The sequence below is a fragment of the Vibrio sp. OPT18 genome, assembly GCF_015163615.1.
Taxonomy (GTDB): Bacteria; Pseudomonadota; Gammaproteobacteria; order Enterobacterales; family Vibrionaceae; genus Vibrio; species Vibrio coralliirubri.
On the sequence record NZ_JADDYK010000110.1, the window covers coordinates 19,402 to 34,517 of the forward strand.

17 protein-coding genes are annotated in these 15,116 nt (G+C 44.0%); 13 read left to right on the forward strand and 4 right to left on the reverse strand.

All coding sequences use genetic code 11. The features are described 5' to 3' along the window. Positions 1 to 29 precede the first annotated feature (29 nt). The 11 genes from IQQ51_RS24990 (at position 30) to IQQ51_RS25040 (ending at position 8,522) form a co-directional block, all read left to right on the forward strand. A complete protein-coding gene (locus IQQ51_RS24990; protein WP_193842448.1) occupies positions 30 to 365 on the forward strand; it encodes a GPW/gp25 family protein in 336 nt (111 codons plus the stop codon). Further along, positions 362 to 1,036, forward strand: coding sequence for a hypothetical protein (locus IQQ51_RS24995; RefSeq protein ID WP_193842449.1), 675 nt, complete (start codon positions 362 to 364; stop codon positions 1,034 to 1,036). The genes IQQ51_RS24990 and IQQ51_RS24995 overlap by 4 nt, the downstream gene beginning before the upstream one ends. A gap of 71 nt (positions 1,037 to 1,107) precedes the next feature. Further along, on the forward strand, positions 1,108 to 2,454 hold the full coding sequence (locus tag IQQ51_RS25000; RefSeq protein ID WP_193842450.1) for a phage tail sheath family protein: 1,347 nt from the start codon (positions 1,108 to 1,110) through the stop codon (positions 2,452 to 2,454). Further along, positions 2,451 to 2,939, forward strand: coding sequence for a phage major tail tube protein (locus IQQ51_RS25005; protein WP_193842451.1), 489 nt, complete (start codon positions 2,451 to 2,453; stop codon positions 2,937 to 2,939). Before IQQ51_RS25000 ends, IQQ51_RS25005 begins: the two co-directional genes overlap by 4 nt. A gap of 3 nt (positions 2,940 to 2,942) precedes the next feature. Then, a complete protein-coding gene (locus IQQ51_RS25010; RefSeq protein WP_193842452.1) occupies positions 2,943 to 3,923 on the forward strand; it encodes a hypothetical protein in 981 nt (326 codons plus the stop codon). A gap of 2 nt (positions 3,924 to 3,925) precedes the next feature. Further along, positions 3,926 to 4,258: a hypothetical protein gene (locus IQQ51_RS25015; RefSeq protein ID WP_193842453.1), complete on the forward strand. Its 333-nt coding sequence runs from the start codon at positions 3,926 to 3,928 to the stop codon at positions 4,256 to 4,258. Between the two features lie 4 nt (positions 4,259 to 4,262). Continuing rightward, positions 4,263 to 4,586, forward strand: a complete 324-nt coding sequence (locus IQQ51_RS25020) for a hypothetical protein (RefSeq protein WP_193842454.1) — start codon at positions 4,263 to 4,265, stop codon at positions 4,584 to 4,586. A gap of 64 nt (positions 4,587 to 4,650) precedes the next feature. Further along, the gene (locus IQQ51_RS25025; protein WP_193842455.1) at positions 4,651 to 5,649 is read left to right on the forward strand and encodes a major capsid protein; all 999 of its coding nucleotides are present in this window, start codon (positions 4,651 to 4,653) and stop codon (positions 5,647 to 5,649) included. 14 nt (positions 5,650 to 5,663) lie between these two features. Then, complete coding sequence (locus tag IQQ51_RS25030; RefSeq protein WP_193842456.1) at positions 5,664 to 6,194, forward strand: hypothetical protein; 531 nt, start codon at positions 5,664 to 5,666, stop codon at positions 6,192 to 6,194. Further along, positions 6,133 to 7,242 (forward strand): phage portal protein family protein, encoded by a 1,110-nt coding sequence (locus IQQ51_RS25035; RefSeq protein WP_193842457.1) that lies wholly within the window; start codon positions 6,133 to 6,135, stop codon positions 7,240 to 7,242. The genes IQQ51_RS25030 and IQQ51_RS25035 overlap by 62 nt, the downstream gene beginning before the upstream one ends. After that, on the forward strand, positions 7,233 to 8,522 hold the full coding sequence (locus IQQ51_RS25040) for a phage minor head protein (protein WP_193842458.1): 1,290 nt from the start codon (positions 7,233 to 7,235) through the stop codon (positions 8,520 to 8,522). Before IQQ51_RS25035 ends, IQQ51_RS25040 begins: the two co-directional genes overlap by 10 nt. A gap of 32 nt (positions 8,523 to 8,554) precedes the next feature. Here IQQ51_RS25040 and IQQ51_RS25045 read toward each other — a convergent pair whose 3' ends face one another. The 4 genes from IQQ51_RS25045 to IQQ51_RS25060 all read right to left on the reverse strand — a co-directional run bounded on the left by IQQ51_RS25045 (position 8,555) and on the right by IQQ51_RS25060 (position 13,826). Next, on the reverse strand, positions 8,555 to 9,880 hold the full coding sequence (locus IQQ51_RS25045) for a hypothetical protein (RefSeq protein ID WP_193842459.1): 1,326 nt from the start codon (positions 9,878 to 9,880) through the stop codon (positions 8,555 to 8,557). Then, positions 9,861 to 10,958 (reverse strand): nucleoid-associated protein, encoded by a 1,098-nt coding sequence (locus IQQ51_RS25050; protein ID WP_193842460.1) that lies wholly within the window; start codon positions 10,956 to 10,958, stop codon positions 9,861 to 9,863. The genes IQQ51_RS25045 and IQQ51_RS25050 overlap by 20 nt, the downstream gene beginning before the upstream one ends. A gap of 168 nt (positions 10,959 to 11,126) precedes the next feature. Continuing rightward, positions 11,127 to 13,313: a phage tail tape measure protein gene (locus tag IQQ51_RS25055; protein WP_193842461.1), complete on the reverse strand. Its 2,187-nt coding sequence runs from the start codon at positions 13,311 to 13,313 to the stop codon at positions 11,127 to 11,129. A 66-nt stretch (positions 13,314 to 13,379) separates the two neighbouring features. Further along, entirely contained in the window at positions 13,380 to 13,826 is a 447-nt protein-coding gene (locus IQQ51_RS25060) for a hypothetical protein (RefSeq protein ID WP_193842462.1), read from the reverse strand. A gap of 122 nt (positions 13,827 to 13,948) precedes the next feature. On the opposite strand from IQQ51_RS25060, the gene IQQ51_RS25065 reads away from it, so the two are divergent. Both IQQ51_RS25065 and IQQ51_RS25070 read left to right on the forward strand, forming a co-directional pair. Then, the gene (locus IQQ51_RS25065) at positions 13,949 to 14,569 is read left to right on the forward strand and encodes a phage tail protein I (RefSeq protein ID WP_193842463.1); all 621 of its coding nucleotides are present in this window, start codon (positions 13,949 to 13,951) and stop codon (positions 14,567 to 14,569) included. Further along, a partial coding sequence (locus tag IQQ51_RS25070) for a phage tail protein (RefSeq protein WP_228013241.1) occupies positions 14,566 to 15,116 on the forward strand: 551 nt, incomplete at its 3' end. The genes IQQ51_RS25065 and IQQ51_RS25070, both read left to right, overlap by 4 nt.

A 15,116-nucleotide genomic window follows, 5' to 3' on the forward strand; every position in this document is an offset into this window, starting at 1 on the left:
TACTTTTAAATAAGATGATTGAACAAATTATGTACGCAATTCGACTCAATGGCGAAGGCCGATGCGAAACGCTCAAAGAAGATGTTTTGCAGTCACTAAAAATATTGCTGCATACCCCAAAGGGAACGCGGATTTATGATCCGGAATATGGGTGTGATGCAATGAGTTATGTAGACCGTCCTCAATGGGAAATGTCCAGCTTAATGGTTGAAATCACCAAACAGGTGAATAAGTACGAAAAGCGCATTACGTTGGGCCAGCTTTTTGTTGGGCCAAGTGAAATGGATAACGGCCAATTTGCGATACGTGCCAGCATGACTATCCATGAAACCGGTGAATATTTAGATAAGGTCTCTTTATTATGAATATCGATATATACAAAGCATTAGGCAATGGACCTATCACGATGACTTGTCCTGGTCTGGATGGCGCGAAAGCGGCTCAAAACCAAACGAACGACGCGATCCGCAAACTGAATGCGTTAGGATTGGATGAGCTTCAGGAAGTTGACCTTGAGTTGATTAACCGCATTGAGTCAAAGCTTGGCGCAGCCAATACCGCAATGGATGGCGCAATGGGTCACATGCAGCATTTAGCGGATAATGCACTTTGGCTTTCAAGTAAGTCGAACATGGTTGCGACGCTCGACCAAATGGCAGGACAATCGGGTTCCCCTTGCTCTAATGCGAATAAAATCTTTGGTCCAATTAACGGTGACTCTAATATGTTGTTTTCGACAACGCTAAACATTGCCACTTCAATTGCTCAAAAGGTGGATGATTATTTATCCGGCGTATTAGACTTGCCTGAGTTCGAGTCGTTTCTCTCAAGTGTGGGCTGTTTAATTGACGATGCAACGGCTAAATTTGATGTGATGGTAGCGGAAGGCAAAGCCACCATTGCCGAGTTCGAAAAGAAAATCATGGACTCTTCATTTGCCAATACTATCGATGCAGTGTGGAATAACCCGTGTACTCAAGCCATTATGCAGTCCACATTACCTGACGACATCAAGCAGCATCTACCGTCTAAATAATCCTCGCCTGATCAGGTAATCGCTTTACTTTTCTTATAGTGCTCCCTACTAACTGATAGGGAGTTCCCCTCATGAAACACGGTGTTGATACCGTTGAAGTGGTCTCAGGCCCAGTCCCAATCCTTGATGTATCGAGTGCGATTGCGGGTGTGTTTGGTACTGCGACAATTCCAACAGAACGAAGCGTCATTAAAACGCTATCTTTTGACGAAGCCAAAGAGAAGCTTGGCCCTGGTACGCTTTTAGATTCACTTGAACGTATCTACAAATACGCTGAGCGTGCAACCGTTGTTTCGTATGTAACAACGCAACTCGTTGCAGAAGCAAGCGAAGTAGAAGTAAGCGAAGCAGCCAAGTCTGATTCAAAATCGGCAAAACAGGCAAAAGAAGCAGAGTCAGTCGAGATTGCTGATGTTGCTATTGTGAATGCATCGAGCGCGGAAGAGAACGAAGCAGCGCAAGCGCAAATTCGCCTTGAGCGTGCCATTGCAGCCGATCCGGAATTGGGCAAGTTCTTAACTTGTCTACCGCTAATCCGTCAGACACAAGCTATCTATGGCTTTATGCCGAAGATTTTCTTAGCCCCTGGTCTGATTGATAAAGAAGGTGCTGCCTCTCAAGCCGTTGCGGCCATTCGTAAAACTCGCGGAATGTGGATCACTGAGCCGCCAGGCGGCTCAACACAAGAGCAAGCCAAAGCTTTTGCTAACGGCATTAGCGACTATCGTGCGGTCTGTTATTACCCACGACTGAATGTGCTGAACAACGAAGGCGTAAAGCGCCTTGATTGGGCCGCGCCATCTTATGCAGGTCTGATTATCCAGATGGATAAGAACCTAACAGGCGAAACGATGGAAACCGGTTACTGGTGTAGCCCTTCTAACTTCAAGCTTGTTGATGCGGTCTCGTCAGAGCACAACCTTGAGTATCTACCGAATGACTCAGATTGTGAGGTGGTACAGCTTAATGCAGCGGGTATTGTCACCACGATTAACTTTAATGGCCTTCGCGCTTTTGGTAACCGTAGTACTGCCTATCCATCAAAATCGGATGTGATGACCTTTATCGCGTGGCGTCGCACGATGGACATGATTGAAGAAGCGATCGAGAAGTTTGCCATGCAGTTTCTTGACCGACCAATGTTCACCAGTCCTGATGATTTAGCGAACACCTTAATTGGCCGAGTGGCGGAAAGTACTAATGATTACTTACGCGAGAAGATTGGTGAATCGTTGGTGTATGGGGAGTGCTACATCAAAGAAGAGCAAAACCCACTGAGCAATCTGATGCAAGGCAAAATCAAATTCCATTATAAGGCAACGCCAGCCATGGTGATGGAAAGCATTGAGTTTGAAGCTGAGATTTATTCTCAAGGCTTAGAAAACGCACTGTCACAATTATTAGGGGGTAACTCGTGAGCCAAAATGCAAGTGTCATCATGACAAATCAGGCGGCCTACATAAATGAGTCGCAATACATTGGCCGTGTGAAAGGGATGAGTGTTGAAATTAAACGCAAGACCAAACTACTTGGTGGATTAGGTGGTGTGGGCGGCGTTGAAGTTCCAACAGGTAAATTTGATCCCATCACCGCCTCGATACCTTTTGGTAGTCTTTCTGCGAAAGATATTCGAACGCTAAATGAAAATGGCGGCTATGTGAAGCTTCGCTTTACTGGCGTAGTTCGTATGCTCGATACCCATACAGGTATTCGTAAAAACGGCTCATTGACGACTCGTGTGCATGGTTATGTGCTTAACCCACCATCACCGACTTATGACGATGAGCAGCAAGATTACACGGCAAGTGTCTCTGTGCAGTTTATTGAGATCTCCGATAGCAGTGGTCAAATTTTCATGATCGATTTTGCTAAGGGCTTGTCGTTCCCTCAAGTTGGAGCGTAACCCATGGCACGAATGAAGAAAATGTCGATTGTGACAACCGGCGTTCAAAAGAACGGCGCGGTGGTAACAAAAGAGATGATCGATAGTGCGGTAGCAAACTTCAACAAAGACGCAAGGCCACCTGTTGTTACTGGCCATATAAGCGATTGTTGCGATAGTTACCCTGCTTATGGCCGAGTAGACAATCCACAGGTTGTCGAAAGCCAAGATCAACCAGGTGAATGGGAGTTGATTCTTGAGGTTCATTACAGCGCCATTCTTGAAGAGATGGAAGACAGTGGTGACTTTGAAGGGTTCAGCATCAGTCTTCACCCACTTGAAGGGCGTGAAGGTTGGTACATTCACCATTTGGCCGTTCTTGGTAGTCTACCGCCTGCTGGTGATACAAAAGTTTTGGAAGTGGTTGAGCTTAGCGCACTGCCACAAGGTAAAAAGGCGGTGCAGCTTTCTGCCACCGTTCTTGAAGAGAGTATCTTAGATATGAAAAAAGAAGAGCTAGAAGCCCTGGTAAAAAACATGACAACTGATGCGGTGAAAGACGCCGTAAAAGAAGCATTAAAACTAGATTCAGAAGGCAACCCTGCGACTGGCGCTCCCGCAGCACCAAATGCACCAGCGGGCAATGTGGAATCAGAAGAAACCAAAGCGCTGAAATCACAGCTTGCTCAGGTTCAAGAGACCACAAAAGCGACGCGCATTGATGAAATCAAGGCACTAGCTGAAACCAAAGAAATGTCAGCTGAAGAGTTAAAGCCTATCGTCGATACGCTTGAAGCTACTGACGCAGTCAACCTTTGTGACAACTCGGCTACTGGCATTTTTTCAAGCATGAAAGCCATTGTTCAAGCAAAGCCAGCTAAAGCATCACTACCTCAGCAGGGGTTATTTCAAGGTTTGACTCATGGCGCGCCGGTGAACTTGTCAGCAGGTCAGCAACCACAATCGGTCGATATGATGAATATCGCCTCTGAATCAGGATTCTAATTATGAGCCAATTTTCAAAACGCACTCCGTTTAGCCTGGCATCGGTTGTTGCAGTCAATAAGCTAAACCAAACACGCAACATTGGTGTTAAGACTGGAGTAACTGGTCTAAAGCGTGGTCTTGTTGTGATCATCAAAACAACGGGGATTGAAGCATGGGATGGCACCGCCGCTGGTAAGCTTGCGATTACAACCGAAGCGCAGCGCGAAGATCATACGTCTGTGCCTTGTTTAGTCACTGGTGGTTATTTGGCCTCTCAAGTCTTTGTTGGTGATGCGCCTATCAATACTGCGCAGAAACTGACGCTTATGGCATCCACGCTGTTTGAGGGTTAATCCGATGGACAAGCAACAACTTATCAAACTGCACAAAGCGGATTTTACCCAAGCGTATTTAGCGGTTCAAAACAGCCTTGGCGGAAATCCATTGACCTTGTTAATGAGTGAGGGCTCTGTAGCAGCTATCGAGCAAGCGATTGACAACCTTGAAGCGATGCTCTTCATCGCAAGTTCATGCCATGCGAAAGCATTAGATGAAAAGCAAACCGAAGAATTCTCCAGTGGTGAAACATCAGAGAGCACGACAACTGATTCACCTGGACTAACGACTGAGAAGAAAAAGGCGAAAGAGAAACCAGTCAAACAAGAAGCTTCTCCTGAGTAGTAATTAATTTAACACTGGCTTCTATGAGCACATGGGAGCCAATCAAAAGGTAAAGAGACATATTATGGATTTACTCGCCCTGATTTCTGGCATGCTGACCCCTGAGTTTATTTCAGAGCTGCTAGCGAAGTTTAAAAAGAACCACACGAAGAAGTACCCAATTCGTGAGCTGATTTACGGTAAAGGCATTCAGCACCCATTTGCAAGCATCTCAATGGCTGACCTTCAGCGTGAGCTTTCAAACGTGCCAGTTGTTCGTCGTGGTACAGAAGCTTACGCCCTTGATAAAGGCACTGGCGAGATGGTGAAGATTGACCCTAACGGCGTCGATGTTTCTGACTTTGTTTCAGCAGCCGATTTGAATGACTTGGCACTAATCTTCCAACAGCAAGGTGAAAAGGCGATCAAGGGTTACCTTGAAACGCGCATTAACGACATGCTGATTGTTGTGCAAAAGACAATCGAAGCGATGGCCGCGCAATCTTTGACCGGTACTATCGCGTACCCAATGAAGACGGATGCGGGTATCGACATGTATACAATTGAGTTTGGAGACCCAATTCAACACGCGCTTGATACAAAGCTGACAGCATCATCAACGATTACTGAGTTGTTCATGCTGCTTGAAGATATGCATGAAGCTATGCAGCTCAAAGATTACGGTGATGTAGTTAAAGTATTGGCTGGCCGTAAGGCATACAGCATAGCTATGACGATTGCGACCGCGAAGAATCAGTCAACAATCAAAGCGGTGCTCGGTGAGCAAGGTGAAATCATCATTGGTGGTTACAGCATCATGAAGCAAACCGGTAAGTACAAAGGCGTGAATAACGCGATGACCGATAAGATTGCAAGCAATGCTTTCTGTATGGTCGATACCAATGCAAACCACAAGTTGTACTACTTGGCTCTTGATGACATTAAAGCCGGCAATAAGCCAATGCCGTTCTTTGCTACTCACGATATCAAGACTAACCCATCGGGCCTTGAAATCTTGGGTAAATCAAAGCCGCTACCAGCACCAATCGTCAACGCGATTTGCTGGTGTGAAGTTGTCGCATAGCAAGGGAGTACACTATGAACCTTGATACGTTAAGGCAACTAGTGACTCCAGAGGGCGTGAAAAACGCCCTCGAACCTCAGCTTTATTTGTCACTAACGGGCGATATCGAACACCCGACAAGGCCGACACCAAAGCATGGGCTGGTATTGGATGAGTTTGATGAAGGGCCAATGCATACCCCCCAAAGTCGAACTTATCCAACTTGCCTTATGACCGCCTGCTCAAATGCGGCGGTTTGGGGTTACGTCACGCTTACGCAGGCTGATGCGTTAAACAAAGGCTACAGCGGTGATGAAAATGCTGTCCTTAGTATGGCGCTGGTTAATCGAGCTATTTACGAGCTTGGCCGTATTAGCCAATTTGATGTCAGTTTTCATTCCAATAAGAAAGATGCGCAAAACTTGATTGATGCGGCGATTGGTCGCGTTCCGTCCATCGATGGACAATCTTCTTCATACTACGTTGGTGCGAGTATCACTAAAGATGAAAAATCCAAGTCTCAAAATCTCAACCCTTTCCTCAAGTTTACCGAGCGCGACTACTAACTACCTCTCGCAATACTATCCTGTACCGTCTCAACTAGGTGGTAATGTTCACAATAGCTATGACGCCTACTGGGGCGCTATTGAGGCCATGTTACTCGATGATGAAGTTGCCGGTGACTTAGAGCTAAGAAAAACCGTCGCACTGAGCATGCCATGGAGCTGGGTTGGTGATGAGAATGCCATTGCCAACACCAAGCGCTTACTTTCGTATATCGATTTTGATAGCTTATTGATGGCGGGTTTAAAGCACCTTGAATATGGATTTAACCCTGTAGAGCTGGATTGGCTCAGCAATGGGGATGAAGTCTATCCGGCTGCTTTTAGTGTTCGCGCACCCAAGCTGTTTCGTATTGGTGCGCAAGGTGAGCTTTTGTTTCTTCATGGTAACTTTGAATCGCTTCAAGTCACACCTGGCAAGGTGATGGTATTTGTGCGTAACGGCTCAAGAGAAAAACCATACGGGGAAAGCTTACTTGAATCGGTCTGGCCGACATGGCAAGTCAAATGGACGCACATTGCTAACCTTGATCGTTTGGGTGAGAAATATGCTATTCCATCAGTAGTCGCTCTTGCTAAAGATAATGCAAGCCAACATGACTTAGACAATATATCCGGTAACTTATCAGCCATTGAAAGCGGCTCTGCCATAGCTCTTGGTGGAGTTGAAGAGTTGGTCGAACTCAAAAGTGGGGGCAAAGCGCCGGAACTTGTTGAGGTTATTAAATTCTACGACAACAAGATTTGTAAGCGCATTACCGGACAAACACTGTCAACAGGCAACGGCGACTATGGCTCACGCGCTCTGGGTGAAGTGTTTGAGCGAGCAACGCTTCGTATCACAGCAAGTGATTTGAAAGTTGTGATTAATACAATCAACCTAACTTTGCTTAGATGGCTAGCTACGCTTAACCCAACGCTTTCTATTGCATCGATGCAATTTGATGAAGAGGCATTTAAAGCGATGATTGATAAGTCATCGAATACCAATGCACCTGCGCCGCTATCTTTGTCTAATGTACCTGATGAGAATTACTTGCTATGCCTATAGAATCCTTGCTTAAGCAAGAAAAACGCAATCTCAACAAAATGAAAGGGCTGGAAGATTCAGCCCTTTTGTTTACAGCCAAGAAACTATCTGAGCTTATCAAAAGCCGGCTAAACAAAAACTCGATCCCGTTATCGTCAACCAAGACCTTTGCCGAGGTTTTCACTGACAGCATGGTGCTGGCGTGGTTATATGGGCAAAAGCATCTTATCGATACCACCAAGAAACAAATAAACTTGGCCGACGACGACGTCACAGTCCAGTTCTCCGAAGCTATCGATCACCTCAATGGCCAAGTTCCGCTCGATCAAAAAACTTACCAGCGACTCGAAGCTAATCTTAAGCTGCGTGCCTTCACCATTGCCTCTGTTATGGGGGAAGAGAGCATGCAGCGCGTTAAGAAGTACTACACGGACGCATTAGAGCTTGGGCAGAGCAAGTCAGAGGTAATGCAAAATATCGACGGGCTACTTAGTCGAGCTGGTATCACTGAAAGCAACCCATATTACTTGGAGCTTCATTATCGTAACAACATGATGAGCGCTTACAACTTTGGCCGTTGGACGCAAGTAGAGCATAACGAGCTGGTTGAGTACCTGATGTATTCATCTGTTCTCGATGACGGCACTACCGAACTCTGCAAACATTTGGATAAGACGGTCAAACCTAAAGGTGATTCATTCTGGAAGAAGTACTATCCACCCAATCACCATAAATGCAGGGCCATTGTGATGGCGATTGCGGCTGAAATGTATAAAGCACTATCTAAAGCTGATAAGCAACGCTCCAGCTCGATTACAGAGGCTTCATTGGCAAGAAACTCAACCTATCAGAAGGAGCACCAGTTTAAGAACAGTCCAACCGCGTCATTAGATCGCATACCTTCGGGATTGATGCAAAAGGCGAAAGAGCACAAGCTTGAAGCCGACATCAACAACCAAACGTTCAAGCAAAGTAAAAGTCTGATTCAAGATACATTCACAGCAGCGCAAGCAAAGAGACTGACTGATGGCCAAGTAAAGCAAGTCGTCAGTAAAAATAGCCGGCTAAATGGCAAAGAAGAGCAGATAGCAGATCTTGCTAAGAGCGATGAAGCGTATTACGGACTTCACGAACTTGGTAGTGGCGATGCCGTTGCGGCGATCTACCTGGTCACTTGGATTGAGAAAGAACTAGCCAGTGTGACGCGTATGGGGGCGTTTGATGAGAAAGTTCAGGATGTTAGTTCGATGAGTAAAAGCGAGGTTATTGAGCTTGTTGCTGGAAAAGTGAGAGTTGATTGATACTAAAAAGCCCTGGTTGCATCAGGGCTTTTTTACATATTCAAAATGTACTTCCAAACTAAAACTAAGTCATTATCAGCATACTGAACCAAATAGTACAAAACCGCGATGGTTAATGGCCCCCAAACAACGACATTAAAAAAAGACAGCCAATCCTTGGCTGATTTAATTTCATTGTCTAAGTTTTCATTCATAGTCACAAGATGCTCTGAAAGCTCTTTGGGATAGTCCCGCTGGCTTCCCCCATAAGAACTAGCAATGATTTCTCTAGAATGAATTACCGACTTTAACTGTTGTTTTTGATTGTCAACAATACCTTTAAGTAAAACCGTAGTTAGCCAAAGGCTTACAATTAAAAACGCATGTACAATCCAGGAGTTTGTTTGAGACATTGCAATCAAAACGCCCATAGACAAAGGGATTGCGAATAGCTTGCTAATCAACTCGCGAGTGACCTTGGATATCTCTCCAGACACAGTGAGTTCATCATTTGCAATTTCTTTCTTTATTTTATGAAACGCAAATCCACTAAGGTAAATGTTATAGTTGCTTTCATATAATCTAACGAAGTCGTCCCATTTTATGATGAGTTTTTCGAGTGTCTTTCCTGGATCTAAATCGCCGAAGAATTCATGCAATGAACTCAGAAAAATATTTACCCTTGCCTGATAATGGATATCAGTACTCCCTTTCTCTTTTGAGAGCGTTGACAAGATCTTTAAATCGGCCAGAGTCCCGATAAGCAACTTCGAACTTAGCTTGATTTCTAAAATCACTGAATCTGAACGAGCTTCTTCTTTATCTCTATTGGCAATAAAGATTAACTTTGGGTAATTACCGCCACCAGTTCGCTCATCATGATAGTGAGCAACTGACTTTAATGTGCGAATAAGCGTACAAACATCATCTAAATACTTTATGGTCTTTTGCAGTTCCAGATTACTATCATCAGGATAGTAATAATCCTCTGTCTTTAAGTAAAATTCTTCAGGGATAGAGCCATTTTTTAGAAGAATGCAATCGTCTAGAAAACTGTCAAAATCGTCATAGAAACAGCATGCCGTATCTTGATGAGGTCGCCCATGCACATAGATACAATCTGTCTCACTAAGTGAATCAAGAAGGTGGGGGGTCTTTTTTAAATCGTCACCATCAAAGTCAGCATCTCTAAGGAAGTTCCCATTCGAGGGGACACTCTTTGATATGTAACCTTTTAACCATTCAACCAGAGCTTTAGACGCAGGAAAAGTCCCCTCGATCTTAGGATAAGGTGATTTCGGTTGTCCACAAGCGCGGTAAAAGGCTACTTCATCTCTTAGTGACATTTTTACTTTGTGCTCATTGTTTATTTGACTCACTCAATAGCTCATTCAGTTCATTCTTCAAAGAATCAGGAAGCTTTTTGATTATGAGTTGCTCACCATCAAAATAGAATCTTGCATGAGGCGTTGAACCTAGGTCATTCTTATCAAATGTTAACTTAAACTCCTCACTATTGAAAATAACATGTGTCATTTTTTCTAGTTTTCGTCGGTTTACTGTAAACTCATTCGGTACGCCTACTTCTTCTGAATTTAAATGAGAGATAAGGTCCTCAGCTAAATCATCAGCTTCTTCTGGATTAAAGTACCTTCTAGCAATGCTTTCAATATCAGATAATTTGACCGACTCTTTCGCTTTTTCTTTTTGATCATATAAATGAAGCATGTCTTCTTTTACGTTCGCCGCGTATTGTCTAAGTGAATCATTTTTCTTAAAGTAACGTACCGATTCACTGACTGAGACTTCCGTAGCTTTAGCTGAAGTCGATCCCGCTTGACAACCAAACGCATTAATGAAGTAGCCAGAGGCTTTATCACCATTGCCAGCACGCACAAAACTTAGGTAACTAACTTCTTGTTTGTCAGAATCACTTGCATCTGAGTACTGCTCGTACTTATCGAAATTGATTCGGGCTGCTTGGTGTAGCTTTGTCAAATCTATGTACTCAATCTCCTTAACATCAATATCATCAGTGATATGCTGTCCTGGTTTTTGCTTAACCATAACTACAAGCAAAAAACGTGTACTATTTTGCATGTAGTCCGCGAAGAGAATAAAGCCACCTGTCGCAAAAGCCACACCGCTTGCACTTAGATAAAGTTGGTTCATCGCGTGCTCAGTTAAGCTCTTAAATGCATCTTCAGAAAGACCTTGGGATGGGTTATGGTAGCTACTGAATGTTTTAGGAAACTCGCCACCATTTTCAGGGCGGAATACGCCATATTGAACCGAGTTATTTTGCTTACCGTAAACGCCAAGCACACCTTCAATCAGTTTGATTACGATTGAAGATGTCGGCGGTAATACCTCTCTTCTAATAACGTTCTCATGAATGGGTTCATTTTTTTCTTTCACTAATTTATGAATAATGACGTGATTAATTTGAATGGACACTTATTATGCCTTCCTGCTCTATGTAATAGATTGCACTAATACACGAACAATCGGCACCGACAAAGTAAAGTGTCGATAGCTTTTGAGAATGCCCCCATTTTTCTACATTTCGTACGAAAATAAATTTACAACATCTTCTTTTTGTGGATGCTGAAAACTTAACTAATCTTATTTAGATAAAGTCTCTAACGTCTCACGCAATTGTTCCGTTAGCTCTGGTGTCAAATGTCGGAAGGTCTTAATCAGTTGCTCTTGAAAATCATCAGGAACGGTAGCGCCGCTTTCAATTGTAACAGGTGCGCTAATTTTAACTGAAATCGTGTTTTCAATTTGAGTTGTAGCAGCAAGCGCCTTCTCTACATCGTTCGCATTTTTTGTTGCCGATTCTATCTCCTTAGCTGATTCTGGCGAAAAGTAATCCATTACGCCATCCAGCGCCTGCTCTCCAAAAATACTACCTAAGATCCCTCCAGCAACTCCGCCAACAGCTATACCCAATGGGCCACCAATTCCGCCAGCTAAAGCACCTACCTTCATTCCAGCCAATCCACCACCAAGAGAGGCGGCAGTTTTGCCTGCATCTTTATAATTACCGTCAGATATAGCCTTTGCGGTCGGGATCGCGCTAGTCAATATCGCAAGCGGTTTAAATACTTTACCTATCGCCCCTAAATTGAACTTCCCAGCAAAGTTTCGCTGGTGGTCTGGTCTTTCACCAAGGAAACTAAATTTACCAGGCTTTGAAGCATCACCGCCGCCGTCATTTTTTGCTTTAATGCCGCCAGCAAGAAGGCCCATAATATTATCCTTGATTAATTTTGTACCTTTTGCGCCACCATATATCGTCGCAGCACCAGCCCCTAAAGTTAATGCTCCAGCAATTAGTGCATTATCGTTAGCCCCCTCTCGAACTACTGACGCACCTTTACCAACGAAATCAAGAAGCCCCTCACTTAAGTTTTCAAGCTCGGTTAAAGATGTCGATGCTGCACGGCCCATCGCCGATATTTCAGTCATTAACTTTTGGGTTGGGGATATAGCCACTTCCATCGCGTCGCTAAGAGTGCCCTCATAGTCACCCAAGACTGACTTTGGGTCATACGCCGCTTGAGCTATCCCCTCAATACCACGAATGCCAATATCTTCAGCTAAGATAGTGCCGCCAACACCCTCTGCCATATTTCTTGCCGCGCTCTTATCTGCTTTATATAACGACGCCAGTTGCATCATCATATTGCCGTATGCAGCATCGGTTCCTTCACCTGTGCTCATGGCGTTACGCATATCGAATAATGAATTTTTAAATGATTTCGCCAATGCTGGATCTTTTATTAATTCATCTATTGAGCCTTGTTTATCACCAGTACCTATCAATTTCTTAAATTGATCTGGATCAGAAAGCCTTGCTTGTAAGGTTTCCTTTAGTTGATCGCCAATTTTATCGTAGTTGAAAACACCAGCTTGTCGACCAGCGATAAGCTGGGCAAAAACGGTGTCAACATTTAATCCCTGGTCGGCATAGGTAGACGAATACTCAGTTATAGTATCAAGCAGATCACCGCGGTCATCCCCCGATTTTTGAGCAGTGGTCGCTATTAAGTCAGCAGCCTGGCTTGCTGAAATATCAAAGGATTTCATCAGGCGCATTTGCGCGGACATAACTTCTTGTGGCTGCCAATTTAGATTTTGGAAAGCAGCACTGAGTTCTGCTGACGTTTTGGTTAGTTCAATCGCTGCATTATCATCGTAGCCTGATTGTGATGCTTGTATACGAGCATTCAAGATCTCTTGATATGGCCTAGCCGTTTGCGTCTCGATATCAGCTAATGCATTACGCCAACTTTGGATCGTCTCTAATTCAATCCCTGTAGACGCAGACGCCTGTCTTTCAACTCTGTTGGTGTTCATGCCGCTCTGAGCACTAGCCGCCAATGTGGTAACGCCTAGGCCAATACCAGCCATCGATTCTGCATTAAACAGATCGGTATTATTTACCGAGTTCATCTTAGATGCAGTTTGTTGTAGTTCTTTTTGCAATTTGTTTTGCGCTAGAGCTAAATCATTTGTATCGATGCCAGCCTTCTTTAATGCGCGAGATTGTCTTGATAGCGAGTTGGTGAGTTGGTGAAGTTTTGCTTCTGCCTCTTCAGAAGGATTGGACATTTTCTTGAGCTCATCTCGATAAGATTTAAGCTCAGATTGCGCCTGCTTGTATGCATCAACGTCCTTTACTTTTGATTGAAGCTTATTGTGTTCAGTAGACAGCTTTTTGTATTCAGCTTGAATCTCTTTTGCGCCTTTCGTGAATTGATTTTTAACCCCTACGAGCAGACCAAGCGCATAGTTATTATTCATCTTTCATCATCTCCAATGCGAACAACAACGAAGCCCAAGAACAATCCAGAGCTTCGCTATAAGCCATTATTCCGACTTTTCTGTGGGTGATGCATTTAATGAGTTTTCTGAGCTCTGAGTCTCGGATTCTGACGAGGGGGTAGTCTTTCCCAGCACGATGGCCACCAAAGTAAAATCATCATAGGAAAAATGGGAAACGATTTGGTCTGGTGGGAGCGATTTACCATTGACCAGGTTTAATGGCCCGATAATTTTCCCGTTTTTATCCAATTCATATTTGCCTTCAACGTTACCAAACTCAATAACTTTACTTGCTATGCCTGCAAGGATGCCATCGCTAGATACAAAGCCGAACTCATCTCTGCACCAGCGTTCAGCTTCGATTCGGTCACGAACAGTAGCCTCAACAACTCTGCGAGCCCCTGTGTACGTTGCGCCATCAATCACTACAGGTTTGTTAAATACACACAAGCCAAATCGCTCTATAGCTTGGGTGTCAATTGGTAGGTTCATTAGTCTGTCCTCTGTTTTCTTTAAAAACAGAATAGACGCATAGCATATGTACTTTGACCGTGTGATCACACGGTCAAAATCAAGGTGAGATAATTGATCGATCAAAGTATCTGGATTTGGTTATGTTGCCTTTAATACTTAAAACCAACTTACGACAGCGTGCCATTAGCGATCTAACAATGCAAGAGTTAGGCCAATTAAAATCAGCGATTCAAAGCTTACAAATTCTTGATATTGATAGTGTCCACGAGTCGTTTTTACCCTGGCTGGCATGGCAATGGCGCGCAGAGTTTTGGGATGACTCTTGGCCCATCGAAAAAAGACGTGCAGTGGTTAAAGAAGCGTTGTTGCTCTTTCGTTATAAGGGCACTGCATGGGCGGTAGAGCGAGCCATAACACATATTGGGTTTGATTCTAAAGTTATCCAATGGCATGAGCAAAATCCAACAAGTGTAAACGGCACTTTTACTGTTTCATTGCCAGTCAACAAAATAAGTCACTTGATTGATAAGCCACTGCAAAACACGATTGCAAGTGCTATCGAGCGCAATAAACGAGGTAGCCAACACTGGGATGTTCGATTTGAAGTTAATGATGAAGTGTCAATTTATTTAGGCGCTTATAAAACTGCAATACATTCGATCACTATTGGACCCAAACCGCCACAGTCCAATGTTCATGGCTGCGTAAAAGTAGCGCCTTATGTCACTGTTTATGAAGATATAGAGATACCAGCAAAATGAATAAATCCATGCGTTCTTCTTTCGACTCAGAGCAATATGCCGTACTTACTGATATTGGTAAGCAAAAACTTAATACTCTAACTTCTGGTCAATCACTTTCAATTACTCAACTAGCTTTAGGGGATGGCAACGGTGACGTTGTTACACCTAGCATTGATGGGACATCTCTTGTTAATGAAATCGGCCGAGAGCCAATCACAGAGCGCGGCTCAGGCTACCTTGCAGCCGGCATTATCATGTCATCCGAAATGGCAGCAAAATACAAAGGAAAGTGGCTACGCGAAGTGGGGTTATTTGATGACGACGGCGATTTAATCGTGTGGGCACGCATGGCAGAAACATTAGTGTCATTGTTTGCTATGCGAAAAATCATGGTTCACGTTCCTGTTGAAAACCAAGACACGGTCACCATAGTCGTGGACACCACCAAGCAATTTGTCACGGTGAGCGATTTTGAATCATTTAAAGAGAACATTCAGTCGCTATTAAGCCCAATGGACTACTCCGCGTATGCAGAATCTCTAGGCAATACCAACAATGATATATA

What these genes read in the sequence shown, in the direction of transcription:
- IQQ51_RS25035 (WP_193842457.1), top strand. Translation starts at nt 6,133, where the DNA reads ATGAAAAATCCAAGTCTCAAAATCTCAACCCTTTCCTCAAGTTTACCG.
- IQQ51_RS25015 (WP_193842453.1), top strand. Translation starts at nt 3,926, where the DNA reads ATGAGCCAATTTTCAAAACGCACTCCGTTTAGCCTGGCATCGGTTGTT.
- IQQ51_RS25040 (WP_193842458.1), top strand. Translation starts at nt 7,233, where the DNA reads ATGCCTATAGAATCCTTGCTTAAGCAAGAAAAACGCAATCTCAACAAA.
- IQQ51_RS25010 (WP_193842452.1), top strand. Translation starts at nt 2,943, where the DNA reads ATGGCACGAATGAAGAAAATGTCGATTGTGACAACCGGCGTTCAAAAG.
- IQQ51_RS24995 (WP_193842449.1), top strand. Translation starts at nt 362, where the DNA reads ATGAATATCGATATATACAAAGCATTAGGCAATGGACCTATCACGATG.
- IQQ51_RS25055 (WP_193842461.1), bottom strand. Translation starts at nt 13,313, where the DNA reads ATGAATAATAACTATGCGCTTGGTCTGCTCGTAGGGGTTAAAAATCAA.
- IQQ51_RS25065 (WP_193842463.1), top strand. Translation starts at nt 13,949, where the DNA reads ATGTTGCCTTTAATACTTAAAACCAACTTACGACAGCGTGCCATTAGC.
- IQQ51_RS25020 (WP_193842454.1), top strand. Translation starts at nt 4,263, where the DNA reads ATGGACAAGCAACAACTTATCAAACTGCACAAAGCGGATTTTACCCAA.
- IQQ51_RS24990 (WP_193842448.1), top strand. Translation starts at nt 30, where the DNA reads ATGTACGCAATTCGACTCAATGGCGAAGGCCGATGCGAAACGCTCAAA.
- IQQ51_RS25060 (WP_193842462.1), bottom strand. Translation starts at nt 13,826, where the DNA reads ATGAACCTACCAATTGACACCCAAGCTATAGAGCGATTTGGCTTGTGT.
- IQQ51_RS25025 (WP_193842455.1), top strand. Translation starts at nt 4,651, where the DNA reads ATGGATTTACTCGCCCTGATTTCTGGCATGCTGACCCCTGAGTTTATT.
- IQQ51_RS25030 (WP_193842456.1), top strand. Translation starts at nt 5,664, where the DNA reads ATGAACCTTGATACGTTAAGGCAACTAGTGACTCCAGAGGGCGTGAAA.
- IQQ51_RS25000 (WP_193842450.1), top strand. Translation starts at nt 1,108, where the DNA reads ATGAAACACGGTGTTGATACCGTTGAAGTGGTCTCAGGCCCAGTCCCA.